At 70.8% G+C, this 18,319-nt stretch carries 19 protein-coding genes; 10 read left to right on the top strand and 9 right to left on the bottom strand.

Going from position 1 to position 18,319, the window contains the following annotated elements; translation table 11 throughout:
* The first annotated feature begins 192 nt into the window (after positions 1–192).
* The 4 genes from FGD71_RS09135 to FGD71_RS09120 all read left to right on the top strand — a co-directional run bounded on the left by FGD71_RS09135 (position 193) and on the right by FGD71_RS09120 (position 2,837).
* Entirely contained in the window at positions 193–753 is a 561-nt protein-coding gene (locus tag FGD71_RS09135; RefSeq protein ID WP_240436484.1) for a TetR/AcrR family transcriptional regulator, read from the top strand.
* A gap of 105 nt (positions 754–858) precedes the next feature.
* Positions 859–1,443, top strand: a complete 585-nt coding sequence (locus FGD71_RS09130; RefSeq protein WP_119099878.1) for a DUF4865 family protein — start codon at positions 859–861, stop codon at positions 1,441–1,443.
* Positions 1,440–2,348: a phosphotriesterase family protein gene (locus FGD71_RS09125; RefSeq protein ID WP_119100037.1), complete on the top strand. Its 909-nt coding sequence runs from the start codon at positions 1,440–1,442 to the stop codon at positions 2,346–2,348. The genes FGD71_RS09130 and FGD71_RS09125 overlap by 4 nt, the downstream gene beginning before the upstream one ends.
* Before the next feature lie 66 nt (positions 2,349–2,414).
* Positions 2,415–2,837 (top strand): tautomerase family protein, encoded by a 423-nt coding sequence (locus FGD71_RS09120; RefSeq protein ID WP_119099877.1) that lies wholly within the window; start codon positions 2,415–2,417, stop codon positions 2,835–2,837.
* On the opposite strand, the gene FGD71_RS09115 is transcribed toward FGD71_RS09120, so the two are convergent.
* On the bottom strand, positions 2,834–4,312 hold the full coding sequence (locus tag FGD71_RS09115; protein ID WP_119099876.1) for a ketol-acid reductoisomerase: 1,479 nt from the start codon (positions 4,310–4,312) through the stop codon (positions 2,834–2,836). The two genes, FGD71_RS09120 and FGD71_RS09115, sit on opposite strands and share 4 nt — an antisense overlap.
* Positions 4,313–4,401: 89 nt before the next feature.
* Between FGD71_RS09115 and ilvY the strand changes: the two genes are divergently transcribed.
* Positions 4,402–5,250 (top strand): HTH-type transcriptional activator IlvY, encoded by an 849-nt coding sequence (gene ilvY, locus FGD71_RS09110; RefSeq protein WP_119099875.1) that lies wholly within the window; start codon positions 4,402–4,404, stop codon positions 5,248–5,250.
* A 65-nt stretch (positions 5,251–5,315) separates the two neighbouring features.
* On the opposite strand, the gene FGD71_RS09105 is transcribed toward ilvY, so the two are convergent.
* Both FGD71_RS09105 and FGD71_RS09100 read right to left on the bottom strand, forming a co-directional pair.
* Positions 5,316–6,551, bottom strand: coding sequence for an ROK family protein (locus FGD71_RS09105; protein WP_119099874.1), 1,236 nt, complete (start codon positions 6,549–6,551; stop codon positions 5,316–5,318).
* Positions 6,552–6,639: 88 nt separating this feature from the next.
* Positions 6,640–7,284, bottom strand: coding sequence for an alpha-ketoglutarate-dependent dioxygenase AlkB (locus FGD71_RS09100; RefSeq protein ID WP_119099873.1), 645 nt, complete (start codon positions 7,282–7,284; stop codon positions 6,640–6,642).
* A gap of 119 nt (positions 7,285–7,403) precedes the next feature.
* On the opposite strand from FGD71_RS09100, the gene FGD71_RS09095 reads away from it, so the two are divergent.
* Positions 7,404–8,567, top strand: coding sequence for a methyltransferase (locus FGD71_RS09095; protein WP_181359154.1), 1,164 nt, complete (start codon positions 7,404–7,406; stop codon positions 8,565–8,567).
* Between the two features lie 43 nt (positions 8,568–8,610).
* Here FGD71_RS09095 and FGD71_RS09090 read toward each other — a convergent pair whose 3' ends face one another.
* Positions 8,611–9,405: an AraC family transcriptional regulator gene (locus FGD71_RS09090; RefSeq protein WP_119099871.1), complete on the bottom strand. Its 795-nt coding sequence runs from the start codon at positions 9,403–9,405 to the stop codon at positions 8,611–8,613.
* A 70-nt stretch (positions 9,406–9,475) separates the two neighbouring features.
* On the opposite strand from FGD71_RS09090, the gene FGD71_RS09085 reads away from it, so the two are divergent.
* Positions 9,476–10,297 carry a phytanoyl-CoA dioxygenase family protein gene (locus tag FGD71_RS09085; protein WP_119099870.1) on the top strand — a complete coding sequence of 274 codons (822 nt, stop codon included), beginning with the start codon at positions 9,476–9,478 and terminating at the stop codon, positions 10,295–10,297.
* Positions 10,294–10,578: a hypothetical protein gene (locus FGD71_RS09080; protein WP_119099869.1), complete on the top strand. Its 285-nt coding sequence runs from the start codon at positions 10,294–10,296 to the stop codon at positions 10,576–10,578. The genes FGD71_RS09085 and FGD71_RS09080 overlap by 4 nt, the downstream gene beginning before the upstream one ends.
* Here the strand turns inward: FGD71_RS09080 and FGD71_RS09075 are convergent.
* Positions 10,564–11,418 (bottom strand): class II fructose-bisphosphate aldolase, encoded by an 855-nt coding sequence (locus tag FGD71_RS09075; protein WP_119099868.1) that lies wholly within the window; start codon positions 11,416–11,418, stop codon positions 10,564–10,566. The genes FGD71_RS09080 and FGD71_RS09075 overlap by 15 nt on opposite strands.
* 11 nt (positions 11,419–11,429) lie before the next feature.
* Entirely contained in the window at positions 11,430–12,314 is an 885-nt protein-coding gene (locus FGD71_RS09070) for an SIS domain-containing protein (RefSeq protein ID WP_119099867.1), read from the bottom strand.
* A gap of 128 nt (positions 12,315–12,442) precedes the next feature.
* Between FGD71_RS09070 and FGD71_RS09065 the strand changes: the two genes are divergently transcribed.
* Complete coding sequence (locus tag FGD71_RS09065; protein WP_119099866.1) at positions 12,443–13,222, top strand: DeoR/GlpR family DNA-binding transcription regulator; 780 nt, start codon at positions 12,443–12,445, stop codon at positions 13,220–13,222.
* A 73-nt stretch (positions 13,223–13,295) separates the two neighbouring features.
* Positions 13,296–14,366 carry an alpha/beta hydrolase family protein gene (locus tag FGD71_RS09060; RefSeq protein ID WP_240436483.1) on the top strand — a complete coding sequence of 357 codons (1,071 nt, stop codon included), beginning with the start codon at positions 13,296–13,298 and terminating at the stop codon, positions 14,364–14,366.
* A gap of 118 nt (positions 14,367–14,484) precedes the next feature.
* On the opposite strand, the gene FGD71_RS09055 is transcribed toward FGD71_RS09060, so the two are convergent.
* From FGD71_RS09055 to FGD71_RS09045, 3 genes are all read right to left on the bottom strand, one after another.
* Positions 14,485–14,928: a hypothetical protein gene (locus FGD71_RS09055; protein WP_119099865.1), complete on the bottom strand. Its 444-nt coding sequence runs from the start codon at positions 14,926–14,928 to the stop codon at positions 14,485–14,487.
* A complete protein-coding gene (locus FGD71_RS09050; RefSeq protein WP_240436482.1) occupies positions 14,925–16,247 on the bottom strand; it encodes a cation:proton antiporter in 1,323 nt (440 codons plus the stop codon). Before FGD71_RS09050 ends, FGD71_RS09055 begins: the two co-directional genes overlap by 4 nt.
* Before the next feature lie 745 nt (positions 16,248–16,992).
* The gene (locus FGD71_RS09045; RefSeq protein ID WP_119099864.1) at positions 16,993–18,276 is read right to left on the bottom strand and encodes an NAD(P)/FAD-dependent oxidoreductase; all 1,284 of its coding nucleotides are present in this window, start codon (positions 18,274–18,276) and stop codon (positions 16,993–16,995) included.
* Positions 18,277–18,319 lie beyond the last annotated feature (43 nt).

Here is an 18,319-nt window from a genome sequence, read left to right as displayed (position 1 = left end):
GGGGGTCCGGGTCGTCGTACGGCCAGCGGCAGTGGGCGTACCCCCTGGGGAGTAGGAACGCGGTCTTCAGCTGCTCCCCCGGGCTTCAGCCGCTTCCTCGGGCTTCAGCCGCGCTCTCGAACTTCAGCCGCGCTCTCGAACTTCAGCCGCTCTCCCTCGATTTTTGTACCTACTAGTATGTACAGTGACTTCATGAGCACCCCGGAGCGATTGATCGAGTCCACTCGCGAGCTGCTGTGGGAGCGCGGCTATGTGGGCACCAGCCCCAAGGCCATCCAGCAGCACGCGGAGGCCGGACAGGGCAGCATGTACCACCACTTCAAGGGCAAGCCGGATCTGGCGCTGACAGCGATCCGGCGGACCGCCGAGGAGATGCGCGCTACCGCCGAGGGAGTACTCGGCGGCCCCGGATCCCCGTACGAGCGCATCGAGGCCTATCTGCGGCGCGAGCGTGACGTGCTGCGCGGCTGTCCGATAGGGCGGCTGACGATGGACCCGGACATCATCGCGAACGACGAGCTGCGCGCGCCCGTCGACGAGACGCTGGACTGGCTGCGTGAGCGGCTCGCCGGGATGGTCGAGGAGGGCCAGGAGCGCGGCGAGTTCGCGCCCTCGCTGGACGGCGAGGAGATCGCCGCGACGATCGTCGCGACGGTCCAGGGCGGCTATGTGCTCGCGCGCGCCTCGGGGTCGTCCGCCGCCTTCGACACGGGGGTGCGGGGGCTGCTCGCCCTTCTCCGTCCCACCCGCTGAAGGCCGCCGGGCCTGTCTGCCGGGCCTGTCTGCCGGGCCTTTCTGCCGGGCCTTCTGGCCGAGCCAGACGCCACTCCCCCGAGCCTTACTGGAGGCATCCTTCCCATGCAAGCCATGCAGTACGAGCTGACGTTGCCCGCCGACTACGACATGGACATCATCCGCGGCCGGGTGTCCCGCATCGGTCATCTCCTCGACGACTGGGACGGCCTCGGATTCAAGACGTACCTGATGCGAGAGCGCGGGGTCGACGGATCACCGGTCAACCAATACGCGCCGTTCTATCTGTGGAACACCGTCGAGGGCATGAACTCCTTCCTCTGGGGCGGCGCTTTCCAGGGCCTCGTCGATGACTTCGGGCGTCCGTCGGTGCGGCAGTGGACCGGGCTCGCGTACACGGAGGGTGTCACTGCCGGTTCGGCTGCCGAGGTCGCGGTGCGGCGACGGCAGCGGATACGGGAGGGAGCCGAGCTGTCCGAGGTGATGGAGGAGGCGGTGCGCGAGGCCGAGCGGCTGGCCGCGCTGGAGGGCGCCGTCTGCGCTGCGGTCGTCGTCGACCCAGGGCGCTGGGAGCTGGTGCACTTCTCGCTGTGGGACCACGACACGCCCAAGGCGCCGGGTGATGTGTTCCGGGTGCTGCACATGTCGGCGCCCGAACAGGGCCGGCTGCCGCGGGGCCGGCAGTGGTGAGCACCGTCCGCACGGTCCTCGGGGACGTGCCTCCCGAAGCCCTGGGCCTGTGCGACGCGCACGACCACCTCTTCCTCAGCAGTCCTCAACTCCCCGGCCAGGAGCTGCGCGACGCGTCCGCCGCGCGGGCGGAGCTGGCCGCGTTCCGCGCGGCGGGCGGTGGATGCGTGGTGCAGTGGACGCCGTACGCCATGGGACGCCGGGCGGCGGATCTGCCCCTGCTCTCCCGTGACACGGGGGTGCACGTGGTCGCGGGTACCGGACTGCACCAAGCCGCCCACTACGAAGCCGAGTTGCTCAGGCGCCTGCGAGGCGGGCTCGCGGATCTCTTCGTCGCCGAGCTGACGGACGGCATCGGCACATCCGGAGTCCGGGCCGGGCTGATCAAGGTCGCCGGCGGCTTCCACGCGCTCGACGCCCACGCCCGCTGGACGATGACCGCCGCCGCCGAGGCCCACCACGCCACGGGCGCCCCGGTCGCCGTGCACCTGGAACTGGGGACCGGCGCGCTCAACGTACTCGACCTGCTGTGCGGGGAGTTGGGGGTGCCACCGCACCGGGTGATCCTCGGGCATCTCAACCGTTTCCCCGACTTCACCGTGCACCGCCGGGCCGCGGAAGCGGGCGCGTTTTTGGCCTTTGACGGCCCCTCACGCGCCAACCACGCCACGGACTGGCGTATGCCGGATGCCGTCCGTGCCCTCGCCGACGCCGGTTTCGGCCATCGGCTCCTTCTCGGCGGCGACACCACGACAGCCGGCGCGCGCTCGGTCGACGGCGGGCCGGGGATGCCGTATCTGCTGCGCGGGGTACGGCCGCGGCTCGAACTCGCCCTCGGGGAGGACCTGGTGGAGCGCATCCTCACGGAGAACCCCGGCCGGGCCTTCGCTGTGGACTGGCGCTGACGACCCTCCGGGCGCGGCCCCGGTGACGAGCCATAGATCCGGCCGATCTGACAGGGAACCACTCACATGCCTCTTGTTCGTATCGACGCGTTGAGGGCCGACCGTGACCGGCTCGACGCACTCGGCCGCGCCGTGCACGACGCTCTGGTGGAGACGATCGGCATTCCGCCCGACGACCGCTTCCAGGTCCTGGTCGGTCACGACGGCAGCAGCAGCACGCTGCGCTACGACGAATACCTCGGTGTGCACCGTGACGACGACATCGTGTACGTCGCGATCACGATGCGTACGGGGCGCACGCCCGCGCAGAAACAGGCTCTGTACCGGCGGATCGCCGATTTCGCCCACGAGTACGCGGGGACCGAGCCGCGGAACATATTCGTCACCCTGACCGAGAACGAGTCGATCGACTGGTCCTTGGGCGACGGGGTGGCGCAGTACGCCGCTTCCTCCGAGGTGGCCGACCCTGACCCGCCGGACAGCCCCTAGGCCACCGAGATGTCCACCGACGGCCGCAGTTTCGCCGCCGCGGCCAGCGCCTCGTGCACGGGATGCGTGGCGAAGGCGTCCAACAGCGCCTGATCCGCCGCGTTTTCGGAGGCGGGGTAAGCGATCTGCTCATAGGCCGCCTGGAAGCGCGGCCCCCAGCGGCGGGCGCCGAGCCGGGCGGTGCGGGAGCAGTTGTCGACCATGTACGCGACATCGCGCGCGTGCATGTACGGCAGCAGCGAGTCGACCGCCTCGATGACCGACTCGTTGACGATCTCCGACCAGGGGTGGCCGCGCTCGGCGAACTCGTCGATCTGCGCGGTCATGGTGGCGATGAAGACGCCCGCCGTGAACGCGTCGACGGGCAGGTCCCGTCCGGCTCGCCGGCCCCGCACCTCGTCGCCCACCGCCCACATGGGCGAACCGCCGATCTCGGTCATCGGGCGGGCACCGAGCCGCTGTTCGGCGAGGATCACGCTGCGCAACTCGGTGCCGTCGGCGACCTCGTCGTAGATCTCGGCGACGAGGTCGCGGGCCGGCCCGTACGTCGCCGAGTAGGCGCGGTCGAAGACGTCGTGCCCCGCCGGGTCGAGGTTCTCGCGCACCGCCCGCAGCCCGGAGCGCGAGACGGTACGAGCGATCGGCCCGGTGATGTTCTCGCAGGACCTCTCGTACGCCGTTACCGGGGCGTCGCCCGCGAGGCGGAAGCGCGCGTACAGGCTCTCGACGATGCCGTGGACGGCGCCGAGCAGGATGGCGCGCTCGCCGACGATGTCGGAGCGGTACTCGCTGTCCAAGGTGGTGCGGAAGGTGTACGGAGAGCCGAGGGCCACCGACCAGCCGAGCGCACGGTCGACGGCGTGCCCGTCGGGATCGGCGTGCACGGCGAAACTGCTGTTGATTCCGGCACCGTTGATCTTCTCGCCCTGCTGGTACAGGCGCCGCACCGAGTCACCCATGCCCTTGGGGCAGACCGCGATCACCCCGTGCCCGGCGGGGAACTCGCCGCCGATTTCCCGCAGATGACCGAGCAGGAAACCGTGCGAGAGGCCGATGGTGGCGCCCGGCTTCAGCGCCTCGAAGATCTCCCGGTGGTGGGCGGCGAGCGCGGCGTCCGCGATCAGCAGGATCACCAGGTCGCTCTCGGCCGTGACGGCGAGCCAGTCGCCGAGGGTGCCGTCGCCTTCGCTGAAGCCGTGGGCGCGGGCATCGGCGGCCGAAGCGGACCCGGGGCGCAGTCCGACGGCGACGCGGATGTCCGTGCCGGCGAGGGAGTCCCTCAGGTTGCCTGCCTGGGCGCGGCCCTGCGGACCCCAGCCGATGACACCGATGCGTCGGACGCCGGCGAAGGCCCGCGGCAGCAGCGGGAAGAGGTGGCGGCCGCCGCGCAGGATCGTCTCGATGCCGCCGGGGACGTCCATGGTCTCGACGGGAAAGACGGCGGAGGTGAAGGCGTTCGCATTCGTGGAGGTCATGGTCGAGTTGTAGGCTCCGGCCAGGTGTTGCGGCAAGCGCAACATTCGCAGCGGAGCGTTGCACGAAATGAAATCTGCAGGTGAGTGGAGTGCTGGACGACCACCGTGAGCTGCGGCTGTTCCTTCATCTGGCGCAGACGCTGAACTTCAATCGCACGAGTCTCGACTGCCACGTCAGCCCCGCGACGCTCACCCGAACCGTGCAGCGCCTTGAGGCGGGGCTCGGGCACCGGTTGTTCGACCGTGGTCCGCGCGGGGTGTCGCTGACGGCGGAGGGGCACCGCTTCCGCTCGTACGCGGTCGAGGCGCTGGAGCTGTGGCGCGCCTACCGCGAAGAGCACCCGGATCCGGCCGAACTCACCGGCAGGCTCGCCGTGTTCGCGACGGTGACGGCCTGTCAGGTGCTGCTTCCCGACCTGCTGGCGCCCTTTCGCGCCGCGCATCCGCAGGTACGTCTCGATCTGCGCACCGGCGACGCCGCGGCCGCGCTCGCCCGGCTCGACGAGGGCGAGGTCGACGTGGCGGTCGCGGGCATTCCGGCTCGGCTGCCGGAGCCGCTGGTGAGCCGGACGGTGGCGACGACCGAGCTGGTCTTCGTGACGGCCCGGGGCCGCGCGGACGACGGGCTCGACGGCCCGTTCGTCCTGCCGCACCGCGGTCTGGTGCGCGAGGCGGCCCACCGCTGGTTCCGCGCGCGCGGCGTCACACCTGAGGTGGCGGCCGAACCCGACGGCCACGAAGGGCTGTTGACCCTGGTCGCGCTGGGCTGCGGCACCGGCGTCGTACCGCGTCTCGTTCTCGACCACAGCTCCGTCCGCGAGCGGCTGATGGTAGTGCCCGCCGCTCCCCCGCCGGAGCCGTTCCCGATCGGCCTGTGCGTACGCCGGGCCGATCTGCGGCGGCCGTTGGTGGCCGCGCTGTGGAGTCTCACGACGTAGGCCGTCCGGCCCCCGTCAGTTCAGCGGATCGCCCTCGGCCGCTGGTCCGGCCCGGCGCGGAGCTGTCAGGCCAGCGCCGCCAGGGGGTCGTCCAGCACCGGCTGCCACGCCAGTTCGGCCGCTCCGACCAGGCTGTTGTGGTCGAGCGTGCAGGCGAGGATCGGTACGACCCCGCTCTGCCCCCACAGGCTGCGGTCGGCGACGACGGCTCGCAGGCGCTCCGGGTCGGCGTCGAGGAGGGTGCGGTGGAGTCCGCCGAGGATGATGCGGTCCGGGTTGAGGATGTTGACCAGTCCCGCGAGTCCGAGCCCCAGCCGGTCGATCAGCGCCTCTACGGCTGTGCGGACGGCCGGGTCGGCGTACTGGTTGCGGATCAGGTCGTTGGCCTGCTGGAGCAGCGAGACCTCGGGGCCGGGGTCACGGCCCGCCTCGGTGAGGAAGGCGAGCGGGTCCGCCTCGACGTCCAGGCAGCCGCGGCTGCCGCAGTGGCAGGGGCGGCCCTCGGGGTGGACCGTGAGGTGGCCGACTTCAAGGGCGAGGCCCGAACTGCCGGTGTGCAGACGGCCGTCGAGCACGAGCGCGCCGCCGACGCCACGGTGTCCCGTGGCCACGCACAGCAGATCGCGGGCACCGCGGCCCGCGCCGTGCCGGTGCTCGGCGAGCGCGGCGAGGTTGATGTCGTTGGCGGCGAACGCGGGGCCGGTGATCCCGGCCGCGCGGATCCGCTCCGCGAAGATGTCCCGTACGGGTGCGCCCGCCGGCCAGGCCAGATGAAGCGGGTTGAGGGCCGTGCCCTCGGGTTCGGCGACGGCGGACGGCACGGCGAGTCCGGCGCCCACGCACCGGCGTCCCGTCTCACGGAGCAGTTGGGCGCCCGCGTCGACGACCGAGTTGAGCACTTTCGCCGGGTCGGCGTCGACGATCTCGCAGCCGGGCGCCGTCGCGACGATACGGCCGCCCAGGCCGACCAGTGCCGCGCGGAAGCCGTCGGCGTGTACCTGTGCGGCGAGGGCGACGGGGCCTTCGTCGGCGAGGGACAGCCGGTGCGAGGGTCGGCCCTGCGAGCCGGCGGCCGCACCGGGGCGCGCGTCGACACGGATCAGCCCGAGCGCTTCGAGCTCCGCGGCCACCGCGCCCGCCGTCGCCCGCGTGACCCCCAACTCGGCGGTGAGCACGGCCCGCGTCGGCGCACGTCCCGTGTGTACGAGCTCCAACGCGGGCCCGAGCGCACCACGCCCTCGGTCCAGCCGCGTCCTCGTGGTTCCTTCTCCCACCGCTCGGGGGGCCGACTTGGCGTTCATGAGGGCGAGTCTCCCATGATCCGGTCTGTTGGAGGCCCGCTGAGGGCTCCGGGGGACGTGCCGTACGAAATGGGCAGGCCGATTCCGGTCAGAGGCCGCTCACGCGCAGTGTGACGTTGAGTCTGCCCGTCAGGCCGAGCTCCCGAGGTGCGGTGCCCGGGTGCACGCGTGGCACGCCGTGATACGCGAGCCGGGCGGGCCCCCCGAAGACGAAGAGGTCGCCGCTGCGCAGTTCCACGTCCGTATAGGGACGTGCGCGCGACTCGGTGTTGCCGAAGCGGAAGACGCATGCGTCGCCGAGGCTCAGCGACACCACCGGGGCGTCGGACTTCTCGTCGCTGTCGCGGTGCATGCCCATGCGTGCTTCGGCGTCGTAGAAGTTGATCAGGGCGATGTCGTACGGAGCGGTCGCCCCGCCCCCGAAGGCATCGGCCACCGCGCGCCGGCCGAGGTCGCCCAGCCAATCCGGGAAAGGCTTCACGGGGGCGCCGTCGCCGTCGACGACCGTGTGCGCGTACCCGTAGGGATACCAGTGCCGGCCGAGGCAGACCTGCCGGGACGTCATCGTGCCGCCGCCGGGGGTGCGGACCGTGCGCAGACCGGCGGGCGGGCGCGCCCAGTCACGGCAGGCCTCCAGCAGTTCGCGCTGGCGCCCGGCATCGAGCCAGTCCGGCAGGTGCACCGCGCCCGGCGCGACCTCCGCGCGGCTCCGGGGAAACAGCTCGGTGTCCATGACTCCATGCTCGCGCACCGTTGACGAACGTCATGCGGGACACCGGTCGACGCCCCTTCGAGGCCCTTCGGCGCCCCTGCGACCCCGCTGATCTGCGGCTCGGCTAGCCTTGGCTCACGATGGACGACCGTATGACGACGCCGTGGGGCGAGCCGGAGCTGGCCCGCTTCCCCGAGGACCCCCGCAACAGGCTGCGCGCCTGGGACGCCTCCGACGCGTACCTGCTGAGGCATCTCGAGGAGCTCACGCATCGCACGGAGGACGGGCAGGCGCTCGACGGGACGGTCGTCGTGGTCGGTGACCGCTGGGGCGCCCTCGCCACCGCCCTGCACGCGCACCGCCCCGTGCAGATCACGGACTCGTTCCTCACTCAGGAGGCGACCCGCGCGAATCTGGCGCGCAACGGCGTCGACGCGGACTCGGTGCGTCTGCTCACCACCCAGGATCCGCCGCCCCCGCGGATCGACGTGCTCCTGATCCGCGTGCCCAAGAGCCTCGCGCTCCTCGAGGACCAGCTGCTGCGCCTGGCCCCCGCCGTGCACGAGGGGACGGTCGTCGTCGGTACGGGCATGATCAAGGAGATCCACACCTCGACGCTGAAGCTGTTCGAGCGGATTCTCGGTCCGACCAGGACCTCGCTGGCCGAGAAGAAGGCCCGGCTCATCTTCTGCGCCCCGGATCCCGGACTCAGCCGACCGGCGAACCCCTGGCCGCTCACCTACACGCTGCCCGACGGCATCGGGCCGGTCTCCGGCCGCACGGTCGTCAATCACGCGGGCGTCTTCTGCGCGGAGCGCCTGGACATCGGCACGAGGTTCTTCCTTCAGCATCTGCCGTACGGGCAGGGTGCCCGGAGCGTCGTGGACCTGGGCTGCGGCAACGGTGTGGTCGGCACCGCGATGGCACTGGCCGATCCGGAGGCCGAGGTGCTGTTCGTGGACGAGTCGTACCAGGCGGAGGCCTCGGCGCGGGCGACGTACCGGACGAATGCCGACGGCAAGGCGGAGTTCCACGTCGGCGACGGCCTGAACGGGGTTCCGGCCACGAGCGTCGACCTGGTGCTCAACAATCCGCCCTTCCACTCGCACCAGGCGACGACCGACGCCACGGCCTGGCGGATGTTCACCGGAGCACGCCGCGCGCTGCGGCCGGGCGGTGAACTGTGGGTGATCGGCAACCGGCACCTCGGCTATCACGTAAAGCTCCGCCGCCTCTTCGGCAACAGCCAACTGGTCACCAGTGACGCGAAGTTCGTGATCCTGAAGGCCGTCAAGGAGTCCTGAAGGCCCTCGAGAATCCCGAGGGACGCAAGGAGTGCTTGGGGACTCAGGGAGTGCCGAGGGCCGTCTCGCCGTGTGACTCGCCGCGCAAGGCCCGTGGAGACGCGCCCAGTTCGCGTCGGCACGCCTTGTTGAAGGCCTGCAGATCGGGGATGCCGACCGACGCGGCGACCGCCGGGATGGAGAGTGTCGAGGCGCGCAGCAGGTGGTGGGCGCGGTCGAGTCTGCGGCGGCGGATGTACGCCACGACCGTGCCGCCTGTGGTGGCGTGGAAGAGCCGGGTCAGGTGGTTGTGCGAGACACCGGCGGCGTGGGCCACGGCGGGCACGGTGAGCGGGGCGGCAAGGTTCGCCTCGATGTACGCGACCGCGGTGGTGACGGCCGGATGCGGGCCGGGTCGTTCGGCGGCCGGGGCGAGATGGGCGATGCGCCACAGAGCGGTCCAGATCTCGGCCCGGGTACGCTCCGGCTCACCGGGCGCGGACGCGACCGCCTGGAGCAACAACCCGGTCAGCATGGGGAGTTCGGGCCCGGCATCCTGCATCACGGGCACGGTGCGCGGCGGCCCGACGGGGGCGATGCGCAGGTGCGCGTACAGGTGCTCCGAGCGGCCCTGGTAGCGGTAGCGAACCGTCGTGCCGGGCGGTACGAGGCTGATCCGGCCGGGGCGGATGGTGTGCGGCGTGCCGTCGACGGTCAGCTCGGCCTCGTACTGGTAGAGGTGCAGCTGCCACAGCTCCGGCAGGCGGAAGACGTCCGTGCGGCTCGCGACGCCGTGCACGCCGACGCCCGCGTTGGCGACGACGGGCGGCTCCCCGAGGTGAATCTCCGTGTCCCGCATGGTGAAAATATACCAGTGGTGGTGAACGGGACCAACGCGCCGAACCGGCCTGGCTCCATAGGTTCGGTCCATGACGAACTCCGAACACCCTCCTCTCCTGAGCTCGGTGCGGATGGCCCACTTCGTGGCCCACGGCTCGTTGCGTCTCGACGCGGTGGTCCCCGCGGAGATGAACGCCGAGGCGATCGGGTTCCTGGGGCGGGGCGTCCCGGGCGTGCCCTACGGCAGCACGGTGCCGGACGCCTACCCCGAGGGCTCCTTCATCCGGCGGCTCCTCGGCATCCCGGCCGTGGCCGGGGCGCTGCGCAGCCTCGTCGGTCCGGACCCGCGCGTCGACCACCACTTCGTGCACATCCGCGAGCCCCACGAGGGACGGGCGCAGCCGCTGCACGGTGACGCGATCATCGACGTCCGCGCCGACGCCTTCGACGTCCAGCTCATGTACTACCCACAGGACGTGACCCTGGACATGGGCGGCACCCTCAGCGTGCCGGGGAGCCATCTGCGGCGTACGAACGAGACCGACACCGGCCGCTACCAGAACCTGCTCGGCCAGTCCCGGCTCGTCTGCCCGGCCGGAACCGTGGTGTTTCTGCACCACGGCCTCTGGCACGGCGGGCGGCGCAACGACAGCGACACGGTGCGCTATATGTTCAAGATCCGCTTCAATCCGACCGTCCGGCAGCGACGGCTGTGGGACACCTCGGACCTCGGCGACCCACAGGTGGCCAAGGAACTCCTGAGGACCTTCCCGTGGTACGAGCCCGCCACCGGCCGTCTGGAGTTCTACAACCGCGTCCTGCTGTGGCGGTCGCTGACCGGCGACGAGTCCTTCGATCTCGAGCACTGGGTGACCCGTGTCTCCAACCGTCCTCAGGGAGAAGTGGCATGACGACCCGTCAGCACGTACTGGTGCTCTACCTGAGTACGTCGGCACTGGACTCGCAGGTCGTCGGCTGGTCGGTGTACGACGGCACGGGGCGTACGTCACCCACGACCGGGGACAGTGACGAACCGCCGTACAGGTCGGGGGTGGACGCCTTGCGGGACGGCTGGCGGCTGTTCCAGGCGGCTCAGTTGATTCCGCCGTATCCGGGCGGCGAGTACGACGTGTCGTTCCTCAAGCACGAGTTCTTCTTCGAGAAGCTCGTCGACACCTCAGCGGGCGCGTAGCACGCCGATGATCCGCGCCACCGCCTCGGCCATCGCCTCACGGGCCACCGTGAGGTACTTGCGGGAGTCGACCGCCTCGGGGTGGGCGGTGAGGAACTCCTTGATCGCGCTGGTCATGGCGAGGTTCAGGGCCGTTCCGACGTTCACCTTGGTGATGCCGCCCGTGACGGCCGCCGTCAGCTCGGCGTCCGGGAGCCCGGACGAGCCGTGCAGCACGAGCGGCACATCGAGGGCGGCGGTGAGGCGCCCCAGCAGGTCGTGGTCCAGGGCGGCGGTGCGCGTGGTCATGGCGTGCACGCTGCCGATCGCCACGGCGAGGGCGTCCACTCCGGAGTCGGCGACGAAGGCTCGTGCCTCGGCGGGGTCGGTGCGGGCGGCGGGCGCGTGGGCGTCCAGCGGCGGTCGGCCGTTCTTGCCTCCGACCTCCCCCAATTCGGCCTCGATCCACAGGCCTTGGGCATGGGCCCAGTCGGCGGCGGCCCGTGTGGCGGCGAGGTTCTCGGCGTACGGCAGCCGCGACGCGTCGTACATCACGGAGCTGAATCCGGCGTCGGGTGTCTGCCGCAACAGGTCGTCGCTCTGCACATGGTCGAGATGCAACGCGACGGGGACGGAAGCCTGTTCGGCAGCCGCGGTCGCGGCACGGGCCAGCGGGAGGAGCCGGCCGTACCGGAACTTCACCGCGTTCTCGCTGACTTGGAGGATGACGGGGGCACCCGCGGATTCGGCGCCGGTGATGACGGCTTCGACGTGTTCCAGCGTGATGACGTTGAAGGCGGGGACGGCGTCGCCTGTCCCGGCCGCCAGGGCGACCAGCTCACCGGTGGCTGCGAGGGACACGGCCACTCCTTTCAGGGCGTGGTGAGGATCACCGAACGGGTGAGGTGGCGTGGCTGGTCGGGGTCGAGGCCGCGGGACGCGGCTACGGCCACGGCGAGTCGCTGGGCACGGACGAGTTCGGCGAGCGGGTCGAGGCCTCCCGCGACCCACAACCCGCCAGTGGCGCGGACCTGTTCGGCCAGCCCGTCGGGTGCTTCGCCGAGCATCCACGTCGCCCTTCCGGCGGAGGTGATGCTGATGGGGCCGTGCCGGTACTCCATCGCCGGATAGGCCTCGGTCCACGACAGCGCGGCCTCGCGCATCTTGAGCCCGGCCTCGTTGGCGAGACCCACGCTCCAGCCGCGGCCCAGGAACGTGAACTGCGTGCAGTCGACCAGCCCTTCGGGCAGCGGCAGCGACAGGGCAGTGCGGGCGTCGGTGACGACGGCGTCGGCGTGCAGGCCGAGGTGGGCCCGCAGCAGCGTGAGCGCGGTGGTGGCGAACCGGGTCTGTACCACGGAGCGCTCGTCGGCGAAGTCGAGTACGACGGTGTCGTCCGCCGCCTCCAGCACGGGAGTTCGCGGATCCGCGGTGATCGCTACCGTGCGGGTACGTCCCTTCAGCCGGTCGAGCAGGTCGAGCACCTCTGTGGTGGTGCCGGAACGGGTCAGGGCCACCACACGGTCGTACGTGCGCCCGTACGGGAACTCGGAGGCGGCAAAGGCGTCCGTCTCCCCCTGGCCCGCCTCCTCGCGCAGCGCGGCGGCCGCCTGTGCCATGAACCACGACGTACCGCAACCCACCATCGCGACCCGCTCCCCCGCCGCCGGAAGCTCGGCCGCGTGCCCGGCGGCCTGCTCGGCGCCCCGTGTCCAGCACTCCGGCTGACTGTTCAGCTCGTCCTCGACATGACTCATGGGTCGTGCTCTCCCCAGCCTCGCTGATTGTTCTTGCAAGATATAGCGCCTTTTCGAGCACAATCAAGCACACTGGCAGGAACAGCGTGCGCTAGGGTCCCGGAGAGATCGAGGAACGGAGAGCGTGCATGTCGCGCGACGCCCGGTGGAAAGCGCTGCTGGAACTGCTCGTGGAGCGAGGTCGGCTGGACGTCGAGGAGGCGGCGGCCGAGCTGACCGTGTCGGCCGCGACGATCCGCCGTGACTTCGATCAGCTCGCCGAGCAGCAGATGCTCGTCCGCACCCGGGGCGGCGCGGTCGTGCACGGCGTCTCGTACGAACTGCCCTTGCGCTACAAGACGGCCCGCCACGCCTCCGAGAAGCAGCGCATCGCGAAGGCCGTCGCGGACCTGGTCGCGCCCGGTGAGGCGGTGGGCCTGACCGGCGGCACGACCACCACGGAGGTGGCGCGCGCGCTGGCCGTACGCAGCGACCTCGCGACCGGCTCACCCGCGCTGACCATCGTCACGAACGCGCTCAACATCGCCAACGAGCTTGCCGTGCGCCCTCAGTTCAAGATCGTGCTGACCGGCGGAGTCGCCCGCCCGCAGTCGTACGAGCTCGTCGGACCGCTCGCCGACGGCGTGCTCAGCCAGATCACTCTCGACGTGGCCGTGCTCGGTGTGGTCGCCTTCGATGTCACGCACGGCACGGCGGCCCACGACGAGGCGGAGGCCGCGATCAATCGACTGCTGTGCGAGCGCGCCGAGCGTGTGCTCGTGGCCGCCGACTCCAGCAAGCTCGGACAGCGGGCGTTCGCCCGGATCTGTGCGACCGACGCGGTGGACACGCTGGTCACTGACGTGGCCGTGAGTGAGGACATGGTGCGGCGGTTCCAGGAAGCCGGGATCACGGTCGTCGCCGTCTGACGTGCGCCTTCCCGGCAGGTCGGCGACGCGTCCGGAGCTGTCGCGACGAAGCCGCGGAGGGATACTGGGCGGTGTGCGGTTGCGGGGCTCGGTCTGTGTCGCCGCCGGGCTGGTGCTGGTGGCAGCGGTCGGCTGCACAGGGAACGACGGCCGCGGTGCCCCGTACACGGACGCGGCGACATCGGACGCGGCGACATCGACCCTATCCGCGAACAGGGACCCCGGCGGGACGCACGACCGGCCCTCGACGTCGGCTGCGCCGACCCCCACGCCGGCCGACCCCGTATCGATCCCGGGCCTGATCGCCCGCGACCACCAGGGCTCCGACCTCCGGCTCGGCTCCGTGCTCGCCCGGACCGAGGCATACACCCGGTACGCGATCACGTACGAGGCCAATGGGCTGACGATCTCGGGAATCATGAACGTCCCGGAGGGCAAGGGGCCGTTCCCTGCGCTGGTGCTGGCGCACGGATACATCGACCCCGCCGTCTACACCACCGGTCGCGGGCTCGCCCGGGAACAGGACCTCCTGGCCCGCGACGGCTATGTGGTCCTGCACACCGACTACCGCAACCACGCGGGCTCCGACGACGACCCCGACAACGACGTCGACCTGCGCCTCGGCTACACCGAGGACGTCATCGGCGCGGTACTGGCACTGCGCTCGGCCGACCGTCCCAAGATCGACGATGACCGGATCGGCCTGCTCGGACGGTCGATGGGCGGCGGCGTCGTGTACAACACGCTGGTGGTGGCACCCGGCCTGGTCGATGCCGCGGTGGTCTTCGCGCCGGTGAGTTCGCGTCCGGCCGAGAACATCGACCACTTCCAGCGCAGGAACGGCGATCCGGTAGCCGCCGAGATCGACGCCAAGCACGGCACGCCCGAGGAGAATCCGGAGTTCTGGGAGCAGGTCTCGCCCCTCACCTACGTCGACCGGGTGACCGAGCCGTTGCTGATCCACCACGGCACCGCCGACGACACATGCCCCCTCGCCTGGTCGGAGCGGACCGCCGCCGCCTTCGAGACGGCGGGCAAGGACGTCGAGCTCCGGAAGTACGCCGGCGAAGGGCACACGTTCGGGCCCCGGTGGCCGGCCTCGATGGACACGACGACGGCCTTCTTCGACCGGCATCTGCGCTGAGGCGGAGCCGCCCGGCCCGGGCACGTGCCGCTCCGTACTCCTCCGGGCTCTCGACTAGGTTCAGTACTCCTCCGGGCTCTCGGCTCGGTTCAGTACTTCTCCGGGCTCCCGGCTCGGTTCAGTACTCCTCCGGACTCCGGGCTCGATCCGGACCCACGGTACCGGCTCCCGTGCTGACCCGGCGGTAGGCGGCACGGGCGTTCACGACGCGGGCGAGGGTGGTTCCCGTGAGGGCGGCGGTGACCAGGCAGGCGAGCCAGAAGGTGTCACGGTGCCCGGCCCAGGTGAGGGTGCCCACGGGCGGGATCGCGAAGCCGTTGAGGAAGAGCCAGCACAGGACGGCCGTACCGGGAGCCGCGACGAAGCGCGCGCAGGTACCCAACAGGGCGGCCAGCAGGGACAGTACCGCCAGAGCGAGCGCCGGCCGGCCCGTGCCTGCGAGGCTGTTGAGGAGTGCCACCAGCAGCAGTGCGCCGCCGCAGGCCGCGGCCCACACGAGAGGGGTGGCCACGGGCTGGGGCACGGGCCTTGTCTCGGCGCTGAGAGGCAACCACTCGATCATGCCCAGGCTTCCCTCCGTTCCATTCCGTTCCGGTCCGCTCCGGCGTCCACTGGGGACTCGCCGCTCGCACACCTGGGAGCGAGGTTATGCGAAAACGGATCGTCCGACCCGACACCTGGACCCATCTCCCCACTCTCGAGCCCTGGCTGGACCAGGGCCGCACTCGGCTTGCGCCGGGTGATGCGGCGGGCAACGGGTTCGGTCCAGCGGGCGGTGAGCGGGCCGAGGATCACCAGGATCAGGACGTAGGCGGTGGCCAACGGGCCGATGCGCGGCTCGACACCGACAGCGAGCCCTGCGATGACGATGGAGAACTCGCCGCGCGCCACCAAAGTGCCGCCCGCCCGCCAGCGGCCCTTGACGGAGACACCGGCACGGCGGGCGGCCCAGTATCCCGTGGCGATCTTCGTGCCGACGGTGACGAACGCCAGGACGAGGGCGGGCAGCAACACCGGGGGAATGCTGGCGGGGTCGGTGTTCAGTCCGAAGAAGACGAAGAAGACCGCGGCGAACAGGTCCCGCAGCGGGGTGAGGAGGGTGCTCGCCCCTTCGGCGACCTCGCCGGACAAGGCGATGCCGACCAGGAACGCACCGACGGCCGCGGAGACTTGGAGCTGCTGGGCGATGCCCGCGACGAGGAGCGTGAGCCCCAGGACGACCAGGAGGAGCATCTCCGCACTGTCGGAGGAGACGGCGCGGCTGATCAGCCGGCCGTGGCGCAGGGCGACGTACAGGACGGCGCCGACGGTACCGAGGGAGATCAGCAGGGTGACGGCGCCACCCGCCAGACTCACCCCGGCCAGCAGGGCGGTGAGGATCGGCAGATAGACGGCCATGGCCAGGTCCTCGATGACCAGCACGCCGAGCACGACGGGGGTCTCGCGGTTGCCGAGGCGACGGAGGTCTCCCAGGACCTTGGCGATCACGCCGGACGAGGAGATCCATGTGACGCCTGCCAGAGCGACGGCGGCCACCGGTCCCCAGCCCAGGAGCAGGGCCGCGACGGCGCCGGGCACGGCGTTGAGCACGAAGTCGACCGCGCCGGAGGGGTATTGGGTCCTCAGGGTGGTGACGAGTTCCGAGGCGCTGTACTCCAGGCCGAGCAGGAGCAGCAGGAGGATCACGCCGATCTCGGCGCCGGTGGCGACGAACTCCTCGCTGGCCTGCAGGGGCAGGATGCCGCCGTGGCCGAAGGCGAGCCCGGCCAGCAGGTAGAGGGGTATGGGTGAGAAGCCCACCCGTCCGGCGAAGCGCCCGAGCAAACCCAGGGCGAGGATGATCGTCCCGAGTTCGATGAGCATTGCGGTCGTGTGGTGCACGGGCGTCTGTCCTCCGTTGATCAGTTCGGTGACGGCGTCTGTGCCTGAGCGGGCGTTCGACGGGTGAGGCCGAGGGCGGGTGGGCCGTCGGCGCCGTACGCGTGCGGCGGAGCGAGTGCCAACTTCCTTGATACCGAAGCCCCTTGGGGCGTCGGCGAAGGTTGCCTGCAGAGGGCAGCACGGGCAGGCAGCCGCCGGTGCCGCAGGCGGGAAGCGGAAGCGAGTGGGGTCGCGTCACTGCCGTCGGGCGGCGGTGAGCGAACCGCGAATGCGCCGGGCGCCTGTCCCGTACCCGAGGTACGAAGCTGCCCCCCACTGCGCGGAGCGAAGCAGCATCAGCGTGAATACTGGCTGCTCAGGCCGGTGTTGTCGGTATCAGGAACGCCGTCACGAGCGGCGTTGTCGACACGCGTCACCCTCGCGACGGACGAATCGGAACCGCGGGGGACCGCTGGGGCAGCAGGCGGACGGACAGCATGGACAACTCGCTCCATGTCGCGTCTCCCTCCCCCACGGCAACCCCGGAACCGCCGCCCTCTACTGCATTACTGAGCCAACCAACGCTCAAGAGAGCGTAAGTGCTTGGTAAAGGATCCTAGCGCACCCAGGAACCGCCACTGATGGCGACCTGGTCATTTCCTGACCATCGAGAAGGAACTCCCCGCCCCAAACACGTCGGCCGGGGCCCTTCCGCGACGACTCGCTGGAAGGACCCCGGCAGCACCACCGGTACGGATCGGTGCGCTCAGAGCAACCGGTCCTTGGCCTTGTAGTAGGCGCCGCCGAACGGCAGGAACCAGGGAGTGCCGTTGTAGAAGGGGACGGGCACCTTCGGGAAGCCGAAGCCGCGCAGGGGGTTGGCCTCCGGCTTGCCGTCCATCATCTCGGCCACGGCGCGGCCCATGTACGTGGCCATCTGGACGCCGTGACCGCAGTAACCCATGGAGTAGTACAGGCCGTTGACGTCACCCGCGTGCGGGATACGGTCCCAGGAGAAGCCGACCATGCCGCCCCAGACGTAGTCGATCCGTGTCCCGGCCAGCTGCGGGAAGATCTCGGTCATCTCCCGCTTGAGGATGTCGCCGCTCTTGATGTCGGAGGCCGGGTTGGAGGGGGCGAAGCGGGCCCGGCCGCCGAAGGCGAGGCGGTTGTCGGGGGTGAGGCGGACGTAGTGGCCGACATTCTTGTGGGCGACCAGCAGGCGGCCGTTCGGGATGAGCTCCTTGGCGCGTGCCTCCCCCAGCGGCTCGGTGACGATGATGAAGCTGCCGACGTTGATCAGCCGCTTGCGGAACCACGGCATCGACTTGTCGGTGTAGGCGTCCGTCGCCGCCATGACCTGCTTGGCACGGATGGTGCCGTTCATGGTCTCCACCAGGAAGCCGCCGCCGGGGAGGCGGGTGAGGCCGGTGGCGGCGTTGCGCTCGTGGATCTCGGCGCCGGCACGTTCGGCGGCGCCTGCCAGGCCGCCGACGAACTTGCCCACGTGCAGGCCCGCGCTGAGCGGGTCGAGCAGGGCACCGTGGTAGTAGTCCGTGCCGAGCTCGGCCCGCAGTTCGCTCTTGCTCAGGACGATCGTCTCGTGGCCGAAGTTGTCGGCCAGGTCTCGCTGCTTGGTCCGCAGGCCATCGAAGTGCCCGGGCTTGCAGACCGCGCCGAGGCGCCCGGAGCGGTTGAAGTCGCAGTCGATGTTCTCGGTGCGCGTGAGCTCCTCGACGACGTCGACCGCCTCGCGGAAGGCGTCGTACAGCTCACGAGCCCGCTCCTGCCCGAAGCGCTTGCGCGCCTCGGCGGGGCTGATGGTGATGCCCTGGGTGCACATGCTGCCGTTGCGCCCGGAGGCGCCCGAGCCCACCTTGTCCTTCTCGACCAGGACGACCCGGGCGCCCTTACGGGCGGCGTGATAGGCGGTGGACAGGCCGGTGAGACCGCCGCCGATCACCACCACGTCCGCCTCGTCGGGCAGGTCCTTTCCGGAACGGTCGGGCAGGGCGGGGGCTGTGTCCAGCCAGTAGGGGATCTGCTTCATGGCGTGCGTCCTCTGTGTTCTCGGTCTGTTTCGCCGTTGCGCC

It is taken from the genome of Streptomyces sporangiiformans (genome assembly GCF_005768555.2).
Lineage (GTDB): Bacteria > Actinomycetota > Actinomycetes > Streptomycetales > Streptomycetaceae > Streptomyces > Streptomyces sporangiiformans.
This window is presented reverse-complemented; position numbering and strand designations above follow the sequence as displayed.

Bases quoted from the DNA above. Each gene is read 5' to 3' on its own strand.
- FGD71_RS09120 (WP_119099877.1), top strand. From the start codon at position 2,415: ATGCCTCTTGTTCGTATCGACGCGTTGAGGGCCGACCGTGACCGGCTC.
- FGD71_RS09080 (WP_119099869.1), top strand. From the start codon at position 10,294: ATGACGACCCGTCAGCACGTACTGGTGCTCTACCTGAGTACGTCGGCA.
- FGD71_RS09055 (WP_119099865.1), bottom strand. From the start codon at position 14,928: ATGATCGAGTGGTTGCCTCTCAGCGCCGAGACAAGGCCCGTGCCCCAG.
- FGD71_RS09085 (WP_119099870.1), top strand. From the start codon at position 9,476: ATGACGAACTCCGAACACCCTCCTCTCCTGAGCTCGGTGCGGATGGCC.
- FGD71_RS09045 (WP_119099864.1), bottom strand. From the start codon at position 18,276: ATGAAGCAGATCCCCTACTGGCTGGACACAGCCCCCGCCCTGCCCGAC.
- FGD71_RS09105 (WP_119099874.1), bottom strand. From the start codon at position 6,551: ATGAACGCCAAGTCGGCCCCCCGAGCGGTGGGAGAAGGAACCACGAGG.
- FGD71_RS09090 (WP_119099871.1), bottom strand. From the start codon at position 9,405: ATGCGGGACACGGAGATTCACCTCGGGGAGCCGCCCGTCGTCGCCAAC.
- FGD71_RS09095 (WP_181359154.1), top strand. From the start codon at position 7,404: ATGGACGACCGTATGACGACGCCGTGGGGCGAGCCGGAGCTGGCCCGC.
- FGD71_RS09130 (WP_119099878.1), top strand. From the start codon at position 859: ATGCAAGCCATGCAGTACGAGCTGACGTTGCCCGCCGACTACGACATG.
- FGD71_RS09065 (WP_119099866.1), top strand. From the start codon at position 12,443: ATGTCGCGCGACGCCCGGTGGAAAGCGCTGCTGGAACTGCTCGTGGAG.
- FGD71_RS09115 (WP_119099876.1), bottom strand. From the start codon at position 4,312: ATGACCTCCACGAATGCGAACGCCTTCACCTCCGCCGTCTTTCCCGTC.
- FGD71_RS09100 (WP_119099873.1), bottom strand. From the start codon at position 7,284: ATGGACACCGAGCTGTTTCCCCGGAGCCGCGCGGAGGTCGCGCCGGGC.
- FGD71_RS09135 (WP_240436484.1), top strand. From the start codon at position 193: ATGAGCACCCCGGAGCGATTGATCGAGTCCACTCGCGAGCTGCTGTGG.
- FGD71_RS09070 (WP_119099867.1), bottom strand. From the start codon at position 12,314: ATGAGTCATGTCGAGGACGAGCTGAACAGTCAGCCGGAGTGCTGGACA.